Here is a 22034-nt window from a genome sequence, read left to right as displayed (position 1 = left end):
GTCCTTTATGTCAATTCTCACATTTCCGCGATGACCGCAGCTATCTCGTCCTCGGCTATCTCTTTGGCAAAATTATTCTCACCGAACTGCACTACCTCGCCTATCCCCTTCTGGAATACGAACCTCAGCTTGCCGTCCCTCACCTTTTTATCGGTGTAAAGCTTCTTCACCAGTGCCGCCTTGTCAATGTATTCAGGTACACGTACAGGCAGTTCAGCCCTCTCCAGCAGAGATTCCACCCGCTGTCTTTCTTCAGCCGTAACAAATCCGTACTTCTCGCCCAGACGCGCCTGCGCCGCCATACCGATAGATACAGCTTCTCCGTGATACAGCTCATAATCAGATACCGTCTCCACTGCACGTCCAACAGTATGTCCGAGATTCAGCACCTCGCGCAGACCGCTCTCACGCTCGTCCTGCATAACAACGTTGTACTTGACCTCGCAGTTGTGCTTCGCTATGTATTCGCAGGCATCAACATCACCCTCAAATATCTTGTCAACGTTCTTCTCCAGATACTCAAAAAGCTCCCTGTCCCCCAGACAGCCGTGCTTTATCGTTTCCGCCAGACCATTTGCTATCTGCTGTCTTGGCAGAGTTTTCCATGTATCTATGTCGATGTATACCTTGTCGGGCTGATTGAACATACCTATCAGATTAGTTGCAAGAGGAGTATCCACCGCTGTCTTTCCGCCAACCGAAGCATCAGCCGCCGCCAGCAGAGTAGTCGCATAATTTATAAAAGGCACACCCCTGCCGAAAGTACCTGCCACGAATCCCGCAAGGTCGGTAACAACACCGCCGCCCACAGCGATAACTGCACAGTCACGACGGAATCCCTTTTCAAGCATAGCATCTTCAAGATACTCTTTCCACTTACGGGTCTTTGATTTCTCACCCTCGGGAATAACGAACATCTCAGCCGCAAATCCCGCATCTCTCAGCATACCGAGGATATCAGCCGCATACAGCCCCTCAACTATGCTGTCGGTTATCACCGCGAACCTCTTTTTGCCCGTCAGTCCGCCTTTAAGGTCATCGATAAGCTGTTTCTGCAGTCCGTGACCTATCTCTATATCGTATGTGTCATCCACCACTTTTTTTAACTCACAACGAAATACCATAATGTTCACTCTTTCTATACCCTCACGGGGTTTAACGATTTAACGGTTTAAAACCTACATACAAATAATTATACCACAATATCCGAAAAATGTAAATAGTAAAATATAGACTTCAAAGCGCTATCCAAACAAATAATGCCGAGGTCGCCCCTTTGCGTAAAGGTACTCCCTCAGCATCACATATACCGTATTATCTGTTAGTGCAGCACGAATAGCGTAAACGAAGAAATGACAACAAACATCACACCGATAAACAGCGGCACCAGACGGCTGACTATCATCGGGCGGTATATCTCCGCAGGTTCATCGGGTGATATCCTTATCTCCTGTATCTCCCCGATATCCGGTACCTTTTCATTCGTGTAAGCATCCTCACAGGTAACATATATCACATCGTTCACCTCGTACTGCCACCAGGGCGCATAGAGATCGTAGTGACGCGTCCTGCCGTTCGCTTCCTTGCTCTGAGCACTGCGGGTAGTACGGTATACGCACATTGCAGATATTATCTGCGAACACTTTCTCATCTTACGCGAACGTATCAAGGGCGGTATCACGATAAGCCCCACACCCACCAGTGCAAACCCTATGCATATCACATCGATGATCATGTCCATAGTAAAGTAAAAGCTGTCAGGGTGCGATCTGTGATATACATTTATCGCAGGTATCGCCGTAAGCACCGCACCAAGCAGCGGCAGCGCAAGAGAAGGCATATTATCCAGTGAGAGCCCATGCTGAAACAAGATAGCCAGCCCTATAACAAACAGCAGTGCTCCGAATGTCGCCAAGCATAGCAGCGGCTCCGTCTGTGAAAACACCACCATAGCTATTATCGCACCTATAAACGATATTATAAATATCGCTCCAAAGATACCGTTCGTCTTTTCCTCCTTGCTGTCCTTATTTTCTTCAAGTCCCGTTTTATCCGCAGGCACACCGTTCACGATAACCTTTTTACCGTAAGGATTGGCTATACTGCGCATCAGCGTTTCCATACTGAATACAGGCGAAGTGAACTCCTCGTCAACACCGTTCATTTTGATACCTCCGATCTGTTTTTACGTATTATATCACAAAATCCCTCAAAAGTAAAGCCGCCGCATACCGCAGGCAGCATAAAAGAGCGTATGCATAAAGTCGCATACGCTCGGATAGTTTATATTGCAGGCGATGTCATCACCCTGCCAAAAATTATACACCTATACACTATATATCAGAATATCACTTTCCTGCCTTCTTGTGCAGCGAACGGAACTCCGCAGGCGAAAGCATCTCATGCTTCTTGAATACCGCGCAGAAATAACTGCAGTCGTTGTATCCCACCTTTGTAGCTATCTCGTTTATGTTCATCTTGTCCTCCAGCAGGAGTATCTTCGCCTGCTGTATCCTCTTTCTCGCAAGGTATTCAAAGGGACGCTGGTTCAGGCATTCCTTGAAAAGTCTGCAAAGATACTGCGGTGAAAGGTCAATAAGCTCAGCCAGCTCCACCAGCGTGAGTTCCTTATAGTAATTGGTATCTATGTAGTTTATTACCGGCTTCAGCTGATTCAGCTTTGCACTGTCCTGACCGCCGTTCTGCATATTCACCACTCTGTGCAGCTCTATCAGGAACTGGTACAGATGCATGGAGCATTCATGTCCTGCATAGTAATAGTTGGTCTTCAGCAGATACATGATCTTCTTGAATATAGCCTCTATGCCGCTGATATCACTGATATGTACCACCTTCGCCTTGTCCAGCTTCAGGTGTTCCAGTGTGTACTGTGCATCTCTGCCCGAAAAAGCTATCCAGTGTGTTTCCCATATATCCTCCACAGGATAATACTCATGGGGCACATTGGGAGGAAGATACATAGCATCCCCTGCCTTAACAGGGAACTCACCGTCTGCTATCTTCAGCACGCCCGCACCTCTGGTACAGTAGATTATCTGGTATCCGGGATATCCGTCTTCTCTGATAAAATGCCATTCCCTGTCTCTCGCGCCCGCGCCAAGCACGAACAGCGGAAGTGCGACTTCATCGCCCAGTACAGGATAGTAAAAATCTGTCATTTATGATCGCCTGCCTTTTCATAATCATTATAGACAAAATATTTTCAAATTCTATTATTCTATAATATCACAATAAGGCTAAAATGTCAATACCTGGCAAGGAATTTTTTCATAAGCAGTGACCGGATAAATGGCTTGCTGTCCCTTTCACAGCACATCTGCGCACCGTCCGCATACGGGATATCCATGCCATGTCAAAGTTTAAAATAGTACCACAAATCCACCGTGTTTCTCCATACCACAAAAAGAAAAGGACAGCCCTCAGCTGCCCTTTTCTGGATATATCAGGAAATTTATCAGTCCATAGTTACTATCTCTTTGTAGAACTCAGCATAATCGTTTCTCTTGTCCTTGGTGAAAGCGATAGCTGTTCTGGGGTGCTGGTTCAGCAGACCGGTCATCAGGTACTGCAGATCGTATCCCCATACTATGCCCTGCTCACGCATCTTTGTCATATGCTCGTCAATGAACTTTATTACAGGGAATACGTTGTACTTGGGGTTTTTCAGGAATCCGAGGAGCAGCTCCATAGCGCAGTTGCCTGCACCTCTGCCCATAGATGAGTATGTGGCATCCAGCCAGTCAACACCGTCACCCACAGCCTCGATAGTATTTGCAAATGCCAGCTGCTGATTGTTGTGTGCGTGTATGCCGATCTTCTTGCCGTACTTCTCAGCGTACTCAACGTATATCGAAGCCAGACGCTGCATCTGCTCGGGGTACATAGCACCAAAGCTGTCCACGATGTATATAACATCCACAGGTGACTTGCCCAGTATATCCAGCGCAGCCCTCAGGTCACCTTCCTGTGCGGTGGATATAGCCATTATATTGCAGCTTACTTCATAGCCCTTGTTTTTAGCATCCTCTATCATATCCACAGCAGTGGGTATCTGATTGAGGTAAGTAGCCACTCTGATAAGGTCGATAACGCTGTCATTCCTGTTTATAATGTCCTGCTTGTAGTTGCATCTGCCAACGTCAGCCATTACTGCTATCTTCAGGTCAGTGTCGTTCTCGCCAACAACAGCCCTGATGTCTTCCTCGTCGCAGAACTTCCACTTGCCCAGCTTCTCACGGTCGAACATCTCCTTGTCAGCCTTGTAGCCGAACTCCATATAATCAACGCCCGCCTTTATGTTTGAAAGGTAAAGGTCGTGCACGAACCTGTCATCAAAGAAAAAGTCATTTACCAGACCGCCGTCTCTCAGTGTAGCGTCTACCACCTTTACGCTGTCTCTGTAATTCATCAGATTGGATATCTCTTTCATACCATACATCTCCCGTTTTTTATAAATTCGCTTTATGCCGTCTAAGCTTTAAATCACTAAAGCAAAGTATATCACACTTGCCGTAAAATTGCAATAGCTTATCCGATATTTTATATATCGTTCACACAACTTTGTGCATTACGCGAATTTGACCTCCGTTTGATGCGTTTGACTTTGTAAATTACTGCCAATAAACAGACATCTTTCGTTTTTCACCCAAATATCCCCGGCATATTTTTTACCCTACAAAACCGACTTTCCCCTCCGCGGATTTTTTTATCCATAAACTCATCCGCCTTCCCGACTTATCATCAAAAACCAGACCTCATTTCTTTGGTGATAACACACATATCCCGCACGCACACCTTGTACATACAAATGATTTTTCTTTTAACTCGGACATATTTCTGCAAAAGTTGTACAAAAACGTACAACTTTTTGCGTTTTTTCGCTGTATATAGAAGGGCTTTATCATACAGACCAGCTCATCATTCCGCAAAGGAACATAAGCCTTCAAAAATGATCCCTTTTATATAAAACTCCGGCACCCCAAGTGCCGTTTACATATATCGCCCCCTGTGCGCACGATGGCAGGCAGTTGCTGACTATGACTACGGGATATGAAGTGACGTGCTATACTGCACAGACGGGCACACAAACCTGATAAACTCACCCCTGCGCTATTGACAAAACCCTGTAAATAAGTTAAAATGTATTTATCTATGATTAATTTACGGAGGCAATTTAATGAGCAAAAACAAATCACAAAAATCAAAGACCGGCATCCTCGGATCACTGGACTTTGACAGGATAGTAAAGATCGTCTATATCGTAATAGTATGCGTATGCGGAATGTTCATGCGCAACAAACTGCTCCCCCATACATCAAGGGATATGTGGCTGTACCTGGAAAAATGGTATAATTATTTTGCCGAACACGGCGGTTTCAAGGCAGTAGGCGATGATGTGGGTGACTATACTCCCCTTTACTACTATTATATAGCATTCCTCACCTACTTCAAAAGCGCGTCACCGCAGCTTGGTCTGAAGATACTTTCAATAGTATTCGACTTCATCACAGCGATATACGCCATGTGGATAGTCGAAATGACCGAGAAAAAGAACCAGCATTTACCCCTTATAGCGTTTACAGCTGTGTTCTGCCTGCCTACAGTGGTACTCAATTCTGCCACATGGGGTCAGTGCGATGTCATCTACTCCTGCTTCCTTGTAATGTGCCTTTATTATATGATGAAAGGCAAGGACAATGTTGCTATGATAATGTTCGGCATAAGTTTTTCATTCAAGCTTCAGGCGATATTCTTCGCACCGTTCATCGGTATAGCACTTTTCAAGAAAAAGATACGTCCCCTTAACCTGCTGTGGATACCTGCTGTATACGTTATAAGCATCATCCCTGCCACTATCGCAGGCGGTGACTTTGTTCGTCTGCTGACAGTTTACTTCCGCCAGTCGGGTCAGTACGAAGACCTTTGTATGTCCCTGCCAAACCTCTGGGCACTGTGGGAGGACGTTGAAAACGAACTCCTCGGACCTGCAGGCATATTCTTTGCAGGCGCGTGCGTAGTTACTATAATGTACTACTACATCACCAAAAAGGAACTGAAACTCACAAACAATACAATGGTAGCCCTCGCCATGATATCCTCATTCGCGGTACCATTTGTACTGCCCCATATGCACGAAAGATACTTCTACCTTTCCGAGGTCATGTTCGTTATATTCGCCTTCTGTTACAGAAGCAGACTATGGCTGATATTCACATCCCAGTACTGCTCAGTACAGGCGCTTTCGGGCTACCTTTTCGGCAAGGGCTCCATGGACAGAAGATTCCTGCTCCTCATCGAGATAGTAAACATCGTTGTGGTATACCTCTGCCTCAAAAAGGAGATAGAACAGCCCCGCGATGAAGAAGTTGTTATGTGCTTTGAGAAAAAGGCAGAAAAAGCATGAAAATAGAACATACAGCCCTTTACGTCAATGACCTTGAAGGCGCAAAAGAGTTTTTCACAAAGTACCTGAAAGCCGGAAGCGGTGAACTTTATCGCAATCCCCATACAGGTTTTTCGTCCTATTTCCTAAGTTTCGAGGACGGTGCAAGGCTTGAGATAATGAACAAGCCCAACATCCTCGATGAAAACAACAAGTCAGCACGAACAGGATATGCACATATCGCATTCAGCGTCGGAAGCAGAGAAAAAGTCGATGAACTGACAAAGACTTTCACAGATGACGGTTTTGAACTTCAGAGCCCCCCGAGAGTCACAGGCGACGGCTACTACGAAAGCTGCATCATCGGCTTTGAGGGCAACCTTATCGAGCTGACAGTATAGACCATCAGGGGCAAAACAATGAAAAAGTTTTTACTGATAACGCTAAAATTACTTGTTTTTTTCATCGGCTGGGCTGTAACAGCTGGGCTTTTGCCTGTACCCTGCGAAAATGACCCTGTGCTGTGGCGTTTTTTCGCTGAACTTATCCCGTTTGCAGCGTTGGCAGTATTCACAGCTGTATTTATTATTGCCGAAAAAGGCGAGGTGAAGATACCTTGTCTGCGCAGCTTTGTGAAAGCTGCTGTTTCAGGCACGCTGACAGGCGCTTTATGGATAGGAGCTGCCGTGGGCATAATGCTGTTTACCGGGATATCATCGATAACAAAGGGCAGCACAGCTATTTCTCCGATGTGGTTCGTTTCGGCATTCATAAACGTGTGTATGCAGGAACTGCTGATACGCGGATATATCTATCAGCTTTTGAAAACAAAATATGGTCTCCCTGCTGCTGTGATATTTACAACACTGCTTTTCACGGCAATGCACGGCGGTGCATTTGAAGCTGGTGCTGTGGCAGTGATAAACGTGGTAACTATGAGTTTGTTTGCTTCTGCCATATATGAAGCAGAGGGAAACATCTTTGCACCGATTGCAGCCCACACTGTCTGGAACCTGCTCGGCGCTTTAGTGATTGGCGGAGTGAGTCTTGCAGAGGATTATCCGCATATTTATGAGTTTACTTCAAATGGCAGCAAACTGCTTTCGGGCAGTGGGTACAAGATAGAAGCAAGCATCATAGTAACGATGCTGAATATTATTCTCGCGGCGATATTTTTCATCATCGCAAAAACCAAAACTACCCACAAGGAGGTATCACAATGACATTGCAGGAGATAATCAACGATTCCAAGCGCATAGTATTCTTCGGAGGCGCAGGAGTATCCACCGAGAGCGGCATACCTGATTTCCGTTCGGTGGACGGGCTTTATAATCAGAAGTACGACTACCCTCCCGAGACTATACTCAGCCACACGTTCTTTATGGACAAGACCGAGGAATTCTACAAATTCTACCGCGACAAGATGCTCTGCCTTACTGCCAAGCCCAACAAAGCTCACCTTAAACTGGCTGAACTTGAAAAGGCAGGCAAGCTGACAGCGATAGTCACCCAGAATATCGACGGTCTGCATCAGGCGGCAGGCAGTAAAAACGTTTATGAGCTCCACGGTTCGGTGCTGAGAAATTACTGCATGAAGTGCCGCAAGCCCTATCCTGTCGAGGATATCCTCAATGGCACAGGTGTGCCGAAATGCACCTGCGGCGGAACTATCAAACCCGATGTGGTACTCTACGAAGAAGGTCTTGACAACGCTACCGTCGAGGGCGCTGTTGAAAGCATATCCCGCGCAGACTGCCTTATCATCGCAGGAACTTCCCTTACAGTATACCCTGCCGCAGGTATGGTGAGATACTTCCGCGGCAAGCATCTTGTACTGATAAACCGTGACCCTACCCCAATGGACGAAGTCTGCGAACTTGTCCTCCACGACAAGGTAGGAGAAGTGCTGGATAAGATAGTGATATGATAAAACCGATCCCGAAAGTGATACATTGTTGAACTAGATTTGCAAGGAATGGAAAATCTAAGTACGCTTTCAGTTTATGGTCTTGACAAATTACAGGAGATAAATATAGCACATACTGATTTTACTGACTTTGAAGGATTATTGGAGCTTCCGAATCTTAAAGAAGTTGATGTCAGCGATTCTATGATGTCAGAAGAAATGATGCAGAGATTCAAAGATAAAGGGATAACTGTTACTATTTTGGATTAGACCAATGCTCAACATATCATTTGATCCAGAGCCTCCTCGGAGGCTCGTATTTTTTCGCCGCCCCCAAAAAAAAGAAACAACTGTCAATAATCAGACTGACAAATGTTAAAGAGCTGTTTACTATAAAATACCGAAAATAGTTCACAGCGAATACCAGGTATTTACTTTCATCATAAAATATGGTATAATAAATTTATCCTAAATATTTCTATTTTGTTTTGGTGGTGGCACAAATGTTAAAACATTTTATGAATAAGATATCTGTTCTACTGTCTGTAGCGGCATTATGCCTTTCAGGAACAGTATCCCCGGGAGTGCAGATACGCACACACGCGTACAGCTTTGACAGCATAACAGGTGCCCGTAACGTTTCGGGCTTTAAAAATAAAAACTACCAAAAAGTGATCACAGTAAATGCCGGAGATATGGGCGCTGATAACACAGGTCAGAATTACGCATCTGCCGCTATACAGAAAGCACTGGACTATGCCCGCGACAATGCAAGCGATACTGTTCAGGTAAAGGTCATAATACCCAACGGCACCTACCTGATAAACAAGACACTGAACGTATACTCAAACACCTACATAAGCATGAACGGTGCTGTACTGAAAAAGGCAGCTTCGACAGGAGGCTGTATACTCAGGAATGCACAGCCTCAAAGGCTGGGCGGCTACGATGATGCAAGAAATATAATCATCGAAGGCGGCTGTTTTGACGGAAACATCAAGCCGGATTACAAAAATTTCTGTAATGTGCGTATGGCTCACATGAAAAATCTCATGATGAAAAACGTGTCATTCAAAGACAACCTGAATACCCATCACCTTGAACTCGGCGGCATAAGGGACGTTACGATCACAGGCTGTGATTTTTCAGGCTACCAGGGCAGCAATATCAAGGAAGCCCTGCAATTCGATATGATGAACAGCTCAACCGTATTCGCAGGATTTGAACCATTCGATGACACCACCTGCGAGAACGTGGTGATAAAGAACAACATCTTCCGCAACGTTATGCGCGGAATAGGTTCACATTCAACTACTATCGGTAAATACTACAAGGATTTCATTATAGAGAACAACACCTTCACCAACCTTACAGACTGCGCTATACTTATGCAAAGCTACAAGAACATCACCGTCAGCGGCAACACCATGAATAACGTCGGCAGCGGTATAATAGTAAGGAATATGTCGCCGTCAGACAAAAACACAGGCTACAACAAGCCTGTTGATGACACTGCCAACATCAGCGGCAGCCTGAACAACGATCTTAATACTATCATAGAGCACAACAGCATATACGCTCGGCAAACAAGCACCAGACCTTCACCTGTGGGTATACAGCTTTTCGGCAAGCTGATAGAGAACGAAGCCGGTTCTAATTTCGATCATCAGGTGGAAGGGGTACGCATTACCGACAACACCCTGAGTATACCTGGCACCTGCATAATGATGAACGATGTCATGGGCATAAAGGTGGATCACAACAGACTTTCATACGTCGGGAAATGGAATGCGGACTTTGACCTTATAAGCGTGCAGGATTCTTCGGATACGCTCTTTACGGAAAACACCGCCGTAACACCGGCAGACGGAGGCATCTCGGTCAGCGGCGGCAGAGTATATCTGCAGGATATGAAACTATCAAATTCGTCGGACTGCTGCTGCGGAGTCAGGTCGGGTAATGACGGCTCGGTTTTCGGCTGGGATCTTACCGTTGATTCCAAGGGCACTTCATCAAGCCCTATGGTGGCAGAAAAAGGCAGCGGAAATATGGTCATAAGCGGAGGCACCTACACTTCGGAAGGTGAAAACTCCCCTGCAGCGGTATCACATTCGGTCATAGCGATAAAAGGCGCTGTGCTGAAAGGCGGAAAGTCCGAAGCGGTGCGTGTGTCAGATCAGGGAACGATGTATCTGTATGACTGTCAGCTTTCAACAGATGTTATGGGATCCGATGACGGTCTGACAGCGGCTGCAGTGATTTACGGAGACAGTAACGGCAGTAACGGGGACAAGCTTTCACGGCTGTATGTGGAGGGCGGCAGCATAGCCTCCCACGGAGATATCATATTCACCACAAACTGCAGGAGCGAGATCATACTCCGCGGAACACAGCTTACTACCGACAGCGACGGATATATACTCAAATGTGTATCAGACCCGACACTCCACGGCTGGGGCAGCGGCGGTGCAAGATGCAGCCTTATACTGAAAGGGCAGGAACTGAATGGCAATATGCTCTGTGACAGCCTGAGCACACTGGATATATACCTTACGGAAGATTCGGTATACAGCGGCACACCGAAAGCAATCTCTGCGGAGGCTCTGCCAGGTGACAGCGGAAAGATATCAGTGAGCATAGACGAAGGCTGCGAATGGGTGATAGACAATGACTGTTCTTTAAGCTGTCTGTATGCGGCAGGAGAAGTCAGGGACAACTCAGGTCTGACGGCTAAGATAGTTGATGCAGACGGAAATATTCTCCGTGACGGTGACAGCATTTTTACAGTAAAGGTCACAGACTCATACAGCACAGATGCAGCTGTATACGAGACGGGAGAGCTTTACAGCTTTGATCATTTCCGCATGAAATACGCCGCCATTGACCCTGATATATTCGGGGAGAACGATGGCGATTATGAGACCGAAGAATTCCTGCGCGGAGATCTGAATGGAAACGGCAGACGCGAGATCGGTGATGTTATTATCGTCGCAAGCTATGTAAAACAGATAAGACCATTCACTGACGAACAGACTCACCGCCGTGCAGATATAAACAAAGACGGACTCGTAAACATCAAGGATGTACTCCTTATCGCAGCAGCGATAAAAGGATTGAGGGCACTTTAAAAAAGTACCCTTTATACAAGAAATACAGTGCACAGCCCGACGGCTTGCACTGTATTTTTTCGTCTGCAACGGAAGTATCTACTTGGAATACTTTATGCCGATATACTCTATAGGGTCTATCCAGCTGTCGTTCTTTTTAAGGCCAAAGTGCAGGTGTGATACCTCAGCTGCTTCGCATTCGGCAGTATCACCCACGGCTCCTATTACCTCACCCGCATTTACACGGTCGCCTTCCACTACGTTCATGGCTTTGGAAAGGCTGTAATAATATCCTGTGATGCCGCTGCCGTGATCTATGACGATACAGTTGCCCCACAGCGGATCTTCCTTGACTTCTACTACCGTTCCCTTGTTCATGGCTTTTACGGGAGTTCCAACGTCAGCCTTTATGTCAACGCCGTCATGGGTGCGCCATACTCCCAGAGTGCTGTCCTTGACAAGCTCGCCATCCGAAAACGGTGCTATGATATCACCGTTGACAGGCATTACATTAGGCTGTGTCCTGATATCATCAGACATCATGGATGAAGTATCCTCAGGCTTTTCAGAGGATGTATCCTTCGGAGCATCAGGTCGCTTTACACCCGATGTCTTGTTGTCTGCCTGTTCAGCAGCACGCGGCACATCGGTGATGATGGTGCTGTTAAGTTCATCCACAGCCTTGTTATAGGCAGCTGCCCCCGCCCCGGCAAGTGCTATCAGGCAAGCACCGAGAGTTATGCAGACACCCTTTGTGCCCAGCCTTTTTCCAAGACTTGAATCTTTGATAAAATTACCCATAATTTTCCTTTCCCCGAACATATCTGTGCACTGACAGATACTAAATTTCAGCTCAGCACTTCGGTGATGCAAAGCCCTTTGTCAGTATTGTGGACGGAAAAAGAAAAAATATACATTAAAAAAATAAAAGACACTGCCCGTAAGGGCAGTACTTATACGGAAGTTTTATGCTATCTATTAAAGGGGCTGTTGCACTAAGCAACAGCCCCTTTCACTATTCAAACTTATCTTCTGCCCGATTTCTTTGTAGAACCTTTTGACTTGTTCTTAGGGCTCTTTTCAGCGTGTCTTCTCCACAGTACCCACAGTGTAGGTGCGATGCAGTTAGAGGAGTACACACCTGCCAGCATACCGATTATCAGAGGGAATGCGAAACTGATTATGGAGCTTACACCGTATAAAGTGCATACAATGCATACAACGGACATAGCCATAACAGTTGTTACAGTGGTGTGTATCGAACGTCCCAGAGTCTGTGTTACAGAAAGGTTTACCAGTTCTTCAAGTTCAAGCTTGCTGCCCTTGAGGTTCTGATTCTCACGGATACGGTCGTAGATAATGATAGTCGCATTAATTGAGTAACCAAGTATTGTCAGCAGTACTGCCATGAAGTTTGCATTGATATCGAATCTGCAGATAACGAAGCAGCCGTAAACCATGCAAAGGTCGTGCAGAAGTGCTACAACCGAGAATATACCTGCGGATATACCGCCGATCTTTCTGAAACGGAAACCAATGTAGATAATGGTAACGATAGCTGCGAAGATAACAGCCACCAGACACTTAAGGAAGAAATCCATACCGTTTGAAGCGTTAACGTCGCTGGATTCAAACAGTGCCAGTTCGTTATCAGCGAACTTTTCTTCCAGAGCACTCTGGAGTTCGTTCTGCTTAACTTCATTTATGCCGCCTGTGGAGGACAGCTGTATCTTAACAGTAGTCTGCTTCGTAGCAGCGTTTTCACCCTTTGTAACGGTAGATTTCTGATCCAGTACCTCAGTTACGACATCCTGAACATCATCAGTGCTTATGTCGCCTGTGTAACTGTAAGTCATGATAGTACCGCCCTTGAACATGATGTCCACGTTCAGTCCCAGTACGAAAGTCAGTACGATGAACAGTGCTATAAGTCCGCAGGAGATACAGTAGAATACCTTGCGGTGTCCTACAACGTCAAGATTTTTCTTTTCATTAGTCATTCTTCTCAACACCTCCGTACAGCTTGCGCTTCTTTAATGCCTTGAACTTGGAAAGCGAAGAAAGCATCAGTCTTGAACAGAAAATACCGAAGAAGAAGTTCAGTATTATACCTACCAGCAGGGTGTAGCCCAGCGAGTAGATAGTACCCGCAGTAGACGCACCGAATGCCATGAACAGAGGTTTCAGCAGTGTGCCGAATACGCTGTCAGTAGGACCGAAAGCACCCATAAGTATTACTGCAACGAATACAACAGTTATATTTCCGTCGAATACAGCAGCCCAGGCACGCTTGTAACCAAGCTCGATAGCGCCGTTGAGGGTCTTGCCGTTGTTGAGTTCTTCCTTGATACGCTCAGAAACGATAACGTTAGCGTCAACGCCCATACCTATAGCAAGTATGATACCTGCGATGCCGGGTATTGTCAGCGTGAAGCTGTCGATATTTCCGAAGAATCCGCTTATGCAGGCAAGTGAACCTGCCGCCTGACCCAGCAGAGCGATGGAAGCTACAAATCCGGGCAGCTTATATACGATCATCATGTAGATAGCTACAAGTATGAAAGCGATGATACCTGCGATCGTCATGGCACGCTTAGCACCTTCACCAAGGCTGGCGGATATGATGTTCGTGCTTGTAGATCTCAGGTTGAAGGGGAGAGCACCGGCGTTGATCTTATCAGCCAGGCTCTTTGCAGATTCATAGGTGAAGTCACCCGTGATAGTACATTCACCATCGAGAATAGGTTCATTTACATTGGGGGCAGATATGGAAGTATCATCCATCCAGATAGATATCTGACCGTTGCCTGCAAGTTCAGTGGTAGCATCGGCAAATGCCTGCTGACCGCTTTTGCTGAGTTTGAGAGCAACGACCCATGAATTCTCACCTGTGTCCTTGTTCTGATATGGCTGTGCCTCAGCCTTTTCAACGTCATTACCTGTGAGAACAACGTTGGGATCATCAACACCTGTAGGCTGATCTGTACCCTTTGCGAATATCAGCTGAGCAGTATCGCCAAGCTCTGAAATAGCCTCGGCAGGGTCGAAGTTATCTTCACCCGACTGCCATGGGAACGATACCATTATACGGTGCTTGGTGTAATCAGCGTACACTTCACTGTCAGTGATGTTCAGGCTGACAAGTCTTTGTTCGATAACAGCCTTAGCTGCATCCATGTCATCATTGGTTATTTTAGTGTCTTTTTCTTTGTCTGCGTCTGTGTCATCGTCGGTCAGATGAGCGTCTGATTCGGCGTCGGTCAGTTCCGCATCCTCATTATTGATCTCAGGCTCAAATGTAGCATTAACGCCGCCCTGGATATCTATACCCCAGCGGATCTCATCAACGCCCTTGATGTAGCTGCGTCTGATATCGCCGTAATAATGATGTATACCGGCGTAAGTCAGATAAGCAAACCCGAGAATGAGCAGCAGCACGATGAAAAAGACTGGTTTTGTGATCTTTCGCACTAAAAGTCCTCCTAACAAAATTTACTATGCTGAGTATGCACATTCACTTATTCATTATATAACTTTTTCCCTTAAAAGTCAATAGTTTTTCGATAATATGCGCTAAAAACTTTATCAGATTATCTGAATTTTTTTTGTCTGTTAGCCAATTTCCGACTGATATGCTGAACTTTGAGCACCTGCAAAAAAAGACCGCCCTGAAAGGACGGTCTTTATCTGACATTGATTTATTCTGCAGGTCTGAAAGTCTTGTAAACGGGAGTATCCTCAACCTCATAAGCAGGGTCGGGGTACTGACCAACCATCTCATCGCCCTCTGCCACTATCCAGTGCACAAAGTAGGATTTATCTTTTCCGTCGCGTGAACCGCTGTTTACAAATTCGCCTATGTACATTATGCCCGAACCCTCGCCGTTTTGTGCAAGAGAATCGTATATCATCTGAGTGAACTCGTCTTTAGGCTGTGGCTCACCACCGCGGCAGTTTATCTCCATGCCTACAAAATCGGCTTCGTTTTCCTTGCCTTCACACAGATATTTACCGATAGTTCCTGTCAGCACATTGTAAGCCACCTTTGCGCTTGCATTTGAAGATTTTAGTCTTGACTTTCTGACATATCCCATAAGAGCCGGTACCAGTATAGCTGCAAGTATGCCAATGATGGTCAGTACAACGATCAGCTCTACCAGCGTAAAGCCTTTCTTGTTTTTGTCCATAGTTTTCCCTCCGTATAAATAAAAAGACATAGAATACCCGCGCCCCAAATGCGGGCATACACCCAACTTATTGAGATAATTATACTATAATCGTTTTCGTTTGTCAATGTATAAATTACTTAAAAATCCATGTCTAAATATATGTAAAATAACGCAAAAAAATCAGCGGTCACAAGGACCGCTGATCATTATTTGCTTTTTTAAGTATAATCTTTTAAAGATAAAGATTAGTTATTAAGCCTTACTAGCCTTACCACCTGCGATGTATTTACCAAAGGTACCCTCTTCAGCAGTATCAACATCCTTGATAGCCTCAGGATACTGACCAAATACATCATCAGTAGAAGTCTTGTGCCACTGAACGAAGAATGTATCTTCACCGTTAATAGTCTCACCGCCTACTACAACTTCACCAGCTTCATTACCGTTGGAAGCAAGTGCCTTGTAGATCTCATGCTGAATGCCAGTACCATCTGTTTTTGCATCAAAAGTACCACCATCTTTAGACCAGTCTACAGGAGTACCCTGAGTTTCCTGATCAGCTGCATACTCAGCAACTGCATTGTAAGCAGTCTTAGCGTTGCCGTTAGCGGTCTTCAGTCTGGACTTCTTAACATAACCCATCATGCTAGGTACGAGGATTGCTGCGAGCACGCCGATGATCGCAATAACTACTACCAGCTCAACCAGAGTGAAGCCCTTTTTGTTTGAATTTTTCATTTGAAAATCCCTCCATAATAAATGTTAAATATTTTAGTACCGCGAATCGCGGATACTGCCGAAATTAATTGTTCGGGGTAACGAACCTTAGCATCGATCGATCGTTTGAAGCTTCATGTTGTTTCGTTTCCCTTACTGTGTCTATATTATAACTCATGATCCCGGATTTGTCAATAGGTTTTTGAAGATTTTTTTGAAGCTTTTTCAGTTTTGGCACCTTTCACAAATGCTACATATTTTAACTATAGATTTCAGCTCATTTTGTATTATTTCTGATCCATTACGGCACTTTTCACAAGGGTTTTCACTATATTGCAAACGTTTTCGCCTAAATGCCCATATAGAGGTGTGCGATCTGTTGACCTGCCGATGTGCTTTTCGCGCCCAATTTACGCACTATTTAAAAAGCACCCCCGCAGGAGTGCTTTTAAATTATCAGTTTGTCTTTATCACCTTGTTGCAGGATACCGCATACCAGCCCACACCGAATATGAACCAGAACACGGGGCTCACGCATACATAGCTGTCGTTTACTATGCCCACCAGCATGAATCCCGTTACCGATACCAGCACGCCTATCCTCAGATGTTTCAGGCTGTCGTTTACAGGGTGTATCAGTACGTTCCTTATGCCTGTCACCAGGAATGCTCCAAGCATTGTCAGCAGTACCAGCAGAGATACTACTCCCGAATCCATAGCCACGCCCAGATACCAGTTGTGAGGTTTGTTCACCACCATGGCAGGGGTATCGTATACTTCCAGGAGGCTTACGTAGTCATACTGCGGGAACACCGTCACGAAATTTCCGCTGCCCTTGCCGATGAACAGGCATTCATCCAGCATTGATATAGTAGTTCCCCATATAAAGTAACGACCCGATACAGCGCGGAGATCCTTCTTGAAAAATTCGGGACCCTTGTAGCTGTTGATCTTATCCTGGGTATACATACCGTGTACGAACGGCTTGAACTTATCGTCCTCATAGGCGAATATCAGGTTCTTATCGTATCCCAGATTTATTGTCAGCTTTTTGGTCTTTTCAAGCCATTTGAATTTGCAGTTCCTGTATCTTTTGTCCTTGGCTCTTTCGTACCTATCGTTGTCAGTGCTCATTTCAAGCTCGCTGCCCTTGGTATCATAATACTTTAGTTCATTGTTGCCGCTCTCCGGTGCCGTGTAGGTAACGGTTATGCTGTTGCCGCTGTAGTCATCCAGCACAAGGCTTGAGCCCTCCTGCCTTATATCCTTGAGAACATAATGATCCTTTGCCAGACGCTGTCTTCTTTCTTCCACGGTCATCTTCTGTCCCGAACCGTTGTTCACAATGGTATCCACACGTTGGCGGATATCCGCATTGGTATTTAATACGAATGCCGCACCGCCTGCGATAACTGCCACCGCAGTTATAAAGCCTATCAGCGATGCCTGTCTGTTTATAAGATTTCTGCACCAGTATACCAGATATATTAAAAACAGTATCACACAGCTGGCCGCTATGGAATAAAGTCCGCCTGTTGAGTTTGAAAATACCGCACATACGGCTATTCCCGCAGCTGCAGCGATACCCAGTATCTTCTTTATTACATCTTTGCTTCCCAGTCCGAGTGCCAGTGCCAGCGGGAACATCAGTCCGCAGAAGGAACCGAGGTAGTTGGAGTTGAAAAAGGTTATATGTACATTACTGCTGGTCGAGCGCAGCATTGTGGCATACTCGTACTCCTCCGGCGGTGCCATAAGGTGCGCCATGAAATCTGTTTCCTGTAGTGCATGTCCGTTATACTCCATTTCACCGAATATAGCACAGGCGAGGGTGGTGATTATCATCGCCCAGCTGAATATCTCCAGCGACTTGGTATCGCAGAAATAGTTCATCGCCATAAGGAATATCACCAGGTACCCGAGTACGCCCAGCAAGCCTTCATAATGCTTTACTATGCCCATCAGTACCAGTTCTTTGTGTTCCGATGCTATGCCTGATACTATCAGCAGAAGTGCGTATACACCCGTAAGTATCACGGGTAACCGCATACTCTTTTTTCTTAGTGGTATATCCTTCCAGTGCTTTTCGAAGAACACTTCATCCACCATGAACAGCCCTGACAGTATCACCGCCGCCAGCACCACGCAGAATTCCTTCTGGAAAAGGAACCAGTCTGTTATCTTGCCCTTTTCAGACGAAAAATATTTGGCGGTAAGGTTTGTAAGCGACTGATAATGCAGATAGGATATGTACGGCAGTATCGCTATGAATACGCTCATCATCAGTGCCACAGCGATCTTGCGTATGGGGTAATCTTCCTTTATAGAAACAATAACGCTGTTGTCCTCAGCGTTCTTCTTTTTAGCTTTTTCAGTTTTTTTCTCCGCAGGGATATCATCCTCGGCGGCAGTTTCCTCCGCGGTATCGTCATCATAGTAGTCGTCGTATCCGCCGGACTCTTCCTTCAGCGCCTCAAGTTCAAGCCTGCGCATACGCTCGTCACGCAGACGTATCTTTTCCTTTTCGGACAGACCCGATTCATTCAGCGCCTCTTTGAAGGTACTGTCGTCGTGCCAGTCAAAATTGAAGTCCAGCAGGTCTTCCCGCTTCATGTGGACCAACACCTCTCCTAAAAAAATCATACATAAATATTATATCATACCGCCGAAGCTTTTTCAATAGTGTTAAATACCGAAATCTCCCATTAACGGCGCCGATTTTACGTTATATTTGGTGCCGCCTTATCTCTTGTCCCGGACTTATACAAAAAAGATCCCCCGCGAAGCTCTCACACATTCACGGGGGTATACTATTATAAATATATAGCTGTATTATTCCTCATCAGTTGCTGACTGATCGGGGGCTTTTGTAAAAGTCCAGCTGTAATCAACAGGAACTCTGTCGCTGAACTGTTCCAGCAGCCAGAACTGACCGGATTCTGAGTTAAGTGCGTATACTCTGCTGCTGTCAGAGGTTATAGCTGCTGTGGTAACAGCCTGCTGTTCTCCGTCTTTCTCATCGTATACCGCGAACACATAGCAGAGGGTGCCGTCTACCTGCTTCTCACCGAGATAGCCGTAGTATCTTTTTACATTCTTCTTCTCCTTGGGGAAGTTCTTGTCTATGGATCTTATCACGCGGTCAAATGGATCCTCGGCATCATTGGGTATCTCAGCAAAACCCTCGTGTGAGGAATCCTGATCTGCTGTGGTCAGATCCTCTGCCTCGGTAGCCAGTATTATATCATTAGCTGCAGCACTTTTTTCATTCTCATTCAGCATAGCGGTCTTTGTGCAGCCTGCAAGGGCGAGCGCACAGCATACCGCTGTAAGTACCATCTGTTTTTTCATACTCTGTTTATCCTCCGTTCGGCAAAACCATGTGCCTGCCACCTTCACCTGCGGGTGGTGTCTTATTTTTTGAACTGTCTAACTTTCTGTATCACGAATTATATCATACTGCGGACAGCTTGTAAAGAGGCAAAACACATTTGTGATAAAAATTCCTCGTTATGAACAATGCCGACAAAACAACGAATCGTTTTTTGTATATTTGCACAATGCTAACGTTAGCACGTAGTACAGTTTATACAAGAATTTTCTATGTGCCCTTATCTGCCTGTAATTCCGTTATCCCGTATATGCGTATTATGACTGCCTGTGCGTAAGTTGTGCACAGGCTATTGATTTTTTGCACCTTGTCGGTTATAATGTGTACAAGATAAGCGCTTATCAATAAATCGGGGAGGCGGAGCGAAATGAAGATCAGATTGCTGGTCAGTGAAAAAAATTATTCCATGATCTACAAACAGCTTTCTGCAGCAGGCATAGAGATAGATGATACTGCTGATCTTATCCTTTCAGAGAACAATGTCTGTGTAAAACATCTTATAGGCAGAAAGGGTGAGGATATATTCAGGCTGGATGTTAAGGATATCACTCATATCGAAAGTTTTGCTCACGACATAATAGCATACAGCGGAGGTTCGGAATACAAACTCAATGAACGTTTGCGCCGTCTTGAAGAGATACTTGATCCGAAGGAATTCATAAGGGTCAGCAATTCAGCGATAGTGGCAGTACACCATATAAAAAGCATACGTCCTGCCCTGTCACAGAAATATCTTCTCACCCTTACAGACGGCAGCAAAGTCGATGTAACAAGAACATACTATTACATATTCAAGGAATTCCTGGGAATATAAAGAAAGGAGCTGACGATCATGACACCGATCTTGGCAGTAATATTTGTGGCACCTTTGGTGATTGGCATAACAGTGCTTATATATATGTTTTATTACCGCAGAAAGATAAACAAACGACTTGCGAAGGGAAATATATCAGGCAAAAGAGAAGGCAGACCAATGATGCCGCCCATAGTATTTATACTGGTGACTATGATATGTGTTAGCATAGTAACAACACTGTTGGTCATAGTGTTTGCTATTTTTGTAGGCAAAAACATCGTTTCAACAGGAAGATCTCACGGCGGATTTGACGGTGAATCACTGATACACATACGCACAATAAGCGAAGACGATATGGATGACAGCTTTTTTGAGGGATACAAAACGGGTGATGATATAGCAGGATACGAAAAATTCACGGAGACTAACGGAGATATAACATTCTACTATTATAAAGTAAAGGACAATATGCTGGGTATTATGCCAAGGCTGATAATCGCAACTGAAACTTCAAAAGACACAGCAGATCTGGAATACGGATTCCACGTTTATGCAAGAGAAGGCAAACGCAAACTTGATCTTGGCGGCGGAGGAAAATGTTATATGTACGCCATAGACTGCAACAATTTTGAGGGCACCATAAAACTGGAAGAATTCTGCTTTGACGAAGAACTCCTGTTTGAACATCTGAGCTGGGATGAAACATACGAATCAGCTCAGATAAAAGGTACCCTCGAACTTGATATGTCCTACCCCGAACACGGGTATTGATAAACAAAAGGCACCGCTCGTAAGGGCAGTGTCCGTAAAGAATATTTATGATAACTACCGGAGGAGGGGCTGTTGCAGCCCCTTTTTATTGACATAAAACCGCCTGTATGCTATAATTTTTCTAACAGGACACATCTGTCAGACACGGGAAAAGCGGCAGTTCTCACTCTATGTCGTGGTATTTTGGCAGATGATATGCTATCATATATTACAGAAAGGAGGTCACTATGGATCAGGTTAAGATCGGGGCATTCCTTAAACAGTTGAGGAATGAGAAAGGACTATCTCAGGAGAAGCTTGCCGAGGTCTTCGGTGTTTCATCGAGGTCTGTTTCAAGATGGGAAAACGGCAGGACTATGCCGGACATCAGTATTATTATCGAACTGGCTGACTATTACGGTATCGACATCCGTGAACTGCTGAACGGAGAAAGGAAGAGTGAGGACATGAACAAGGATGTGAAAGAAACTCTGACAATGGTGGCGGATTACACCGACAAACAGAAAAAGCAGGCTATACTCAGGGGCATGATACTATTCGGTTCGGAGATGCTTTGCTGCGGGTACACCATAGCCATAATCATAATGATCACCCGCGGCATAAGGCTGAGCGCGGTGTTTGTTGCGGTGCCTTTATTACTGACGGCTGTATGTGCATTTATGCTTGTGATGAATGCAAAAGATCATGTGCGCAGTATTCAAAAAGTGGATAGGGATAAAAGGTGATGAGAAAATATACGGCATATAACAAAACGAGATACAGAGTTTGTCTGTA

General features: G+C 45.3%; 20 protein-coding genes. 9 read left to right on the top strand and 11 right to left on the bottom strand.

Annotated elements, in window-relative coordinates:
- Positions 1-17: 17 nt before the first annotated feature.
- From aroB to RUMAL_RS01885, 4 genes are all read right to left on the bottom strand, one after another.
- On the bottom strand, positions 18-1124 hold the full coding sequence (gene aroB / locus RUMAL_RS01900; protein ID WP_013497126.1) for a 3-dehydroquinate synthase: 1107 nt from the start codon (positions 1122-1124) through the stop codon (positions 18-20).
- Positions 1125-1321: 197 nt separating this feature from the next.
- Positions 1322-2164, bottom strand: coding sequence for a hypothetical protein (locus RUMAL_RS01895; protein ID WP_013497125.1), 843 nt, complete (start codon positions 2162-2164; stop codon positions 1322-1324).
- A gap of 184 nt (positions 2165-2348) precedes the next feature.
- Positions 2349-3179 carry a helix-turn-helix domain-containing protein gene (locus RUMAL_RS01890; protein ID WP_013497124.1) on the bottom strand — a complete coding sequence of 277 codons (831 nt, stop codon included), beginning with the start codon at positions 3177-3179 and terminating at the stop codon, positions 2349-2351.
- Positions 3180-3475: 296 nt separating this feature from the next.
- Positions 3476-4450: an aldolase catalytic domain-containing protein gene (locus RUMAL_RS01885; RefSeq protein ID WP_013497123.1), complete on the bottom strand. Its 975-nt coding sequence runs from the start codon at positions 4448-4450 to the stop codon at positions 3476-3478.
- A gap of 747 nt (positions 4451-5197) precedes the next feature.
- Here RUMAL_RS01885 and RUMAL_RS01880 point away from each other — a divergent pair.
- The 6 genes from RUMAL_RS01880 (at position 5198) to RUMAL_RS01855 (ending at position 11437) form a co-directional block, all read left to right on the top strand.
- Positions 5198-6424: a DUF2029 domain-containing protein gene (locus RUMAL_RS01880; RefSeq protein ID WP_013497122.1), complete on the top strand. Its 1227-nt coding sequence runs from the start codon at positions 5198-5200 to the stop codon at positions 6422-6424.
- Complete coding sequence (locus tag RUMAL_RS01875; RefSeq protein WP_013497121.1) at positions 6421-6804, top strand: VOC family protein; 384 nt, start codon at positions 6421-6423, stop codon at positions 6802-6804. The genes RUMAL_RS01880 and RUMAL_RS01875 overlap by 4 nt, the downstream gene beginning before the upstream one ends.
- Before the next feature lie 18 nt (positions 6805-6822).
- On the top strand, positions 6823-7626 hold the full coding sequence (locus RUMAL_RS01870) for a CPBP family intramembrane glutamic endopeptidase (RefSeq protein WP_013497120.1): 804 nt from the start codon (positions 6823-6825) through the stop codon (positions 7624-7626).
- Positions 7623-8330 carry an NAD-dependent protein deacylase gene (locus RUMAL_RS01865; RefSeq protein ID WP_013497119.1) on the top strand — a complete coding sequence of 236 codons (708 nt, stop codon included), beginning with the start codon at positions 7623-7625 and terminating at the stop codon, positions 8328-8330. Before RUMAL_RS01870 ends, RUMAL_RS01865 begins: the two co-directional genes overlap by 4 nt.
- 48 nt (positions 8331-8378) lie before the next feature.
- Positions 8379-8579 carry a hypothetical protein gene (locus RUMAL_RS01860; protein WP_013497118.1) on the top strand — a complete coding sequence of 67 codons (201 nt, stop codon included), beginning with the start codon at positions 8379-8381 and terminating at the stop codon, positions 8577-8579.
- Between the two features lie 233 nt (positions 8580-8812).
- The gene (locus RUMAL_RS01855; protein ID WP_013497117.1) at positions 8813-11437 is read left to right on the top strand and encodes a glycosyl hydrolase family 28-related protein; all 2625 of its coding nucleotides are present in this window, start codon (positions 8813-8815) and stop codon (positions 11435-11437) included.
- A 78-nt stretch (positions 11438-11515) separates the two neighbouring features.
- Here the strand turns inward: RUMAL_RS01855 and RUMAL_RS01850 are convergent, their stop codons facing one another.
- The 7 genes from RUMAL_RS01850 to RUMAL_RS01820 all read right to left on the bottom strand — a co-directional run bounded on the left by RUMAL_RS01850 (position 11516) and on the right by RUMAL_RS01820 (position 19653).
- Complete coding sequence (locus RUMAL_RS01850) at positions 11516-12217, bottom strand: M23 family metallopeptidase (protein ID WP_013497116.1); 702 nt, start codon at positions 12215-12217, stop codon at positions 11516-11518.
- Positions 12218-12441: 224 nt separating this feature from the next.
- A complete protein-coding gene (gene secF, locus RUMAL_RS01845) occupies positions 12442-13416 on the bottom strand; it encodes a protein translocase subunit SecF (protein WP_013497115.1) in 975 nt (324 codons plus the stop codon).
- Positions 13409-14887 (bottom strand): preprotein translocase subunit SecD, encoded by a 1479-nt coding sequence (locus tag RUMAL_RS01840; RefSeq protein ID WP_013497114.1) that lies wholly within the window; start codon positions 14885-14887, stop codon positions 13409-13411. Before RUMAL_RS01840 ends, secF begins: the two co-directional genes overlap by 8 nt.
- A 227-nt stretch (positions 14888-15114) precedes the next feature.
- The gene (locus RUMAL_RS22655; RefSeq protein ID WP_013497113.1) at positions 15115-15603 is read right to left on the bottom strand and encodes a type II secretion system protein; all 489 of its coding nucleotides are present in this window, start codon (positions 15601-15603) and stop codon (positions 15115-15117) included.
- A gap of 234 nt (positions 15604-15837) precedes the next feature.
- Entirely contained in the window at positions 15838-16323 is a 486-nt protein-coding gene (locus RUMAL_RS20470) for a prepilin-type N-terminal cleavage/methylation domain-containing protein (protein WP_013497112.1), read from the bottom strand.
- Positions 16324-16758: 435 nt separating this feature from the next.
- A complete protein-coding gene (locus RUMAL_RS01825) occupies positions 16759-18915 on the bottom strand; it encodes an O-antigen ligase family protein (RefSeq protein WP_037304748.1) in 2157 nt (718 codons plus the stop codon).
- Between the two features lie 219 nt (positions 18916-19134).
- Entirely contained in the window at positions 19135-19653 is a 519-nt protein-coding gene (locus tag RUMAL_RS01820; protein ID WP_013497110.1) for a hypothetical protein, read from the bottom strand.
- Positions 19654-20060: 407 nt separating this feature from the next.
- Between RUMAL_RS01820 and RUMAL_RS01815 the strand changes: the two genes are divergently transcribed.
- The 3 genes from RUMAL_RS01815 (at position 20061) to RUMAL_RS01805 (ending at position 21985) form a co-directional block, all read left to right on the top strand.
- Complete coding sequence (locus tag RUMAL_RS01815) at positions 20061-20507, top strand: LytTR family DNA-binding domain-containing protein (RefSeq protein WP_013497109.1); 447 nt, start codon at positions 20061-20063, stop codon at positions 20505-20507.
- Between the two features lie 18 nt (positions 20508-20525).
- The gene (locus RUMAL_RS01810) at positions 20526-21260 is read left to right on the top strand and encodes a hypothetical protein (protein ID WP_013497108.1); all 735 of its coding nucleotides are present in this window, start codon (positions 20526-20528) and stop codon (positions 21258-21260) included.
- Positions 21261-21460: 200 nt separating this feature from the next.
- Complete coding sequence (locus RUMAL_RS01805; RefSeq protein ID WP_336470120.1) at positions 21461-21985, top strand: helix-turn-helix domain-containing protein; 525 nt, start codon at positions 21461-21463, stop codon at positions 21983-21985.
- The last annotated feature ends 49 nt before the right edge of the window (positions 21986-22034 follow it).

This window comes from Ruminococcus albus 7 = DSM 20455, assembly GCF_000179635.2.
GTDB lineage: Bacteria > Bacillota > Clostridia > Oscillospirales > Ruminococcaceae > Hominimerdicola > Hominimerdicola alba.
This window is presented reverse-complemented; position numbering and strand designations above follow the sequence as displayed.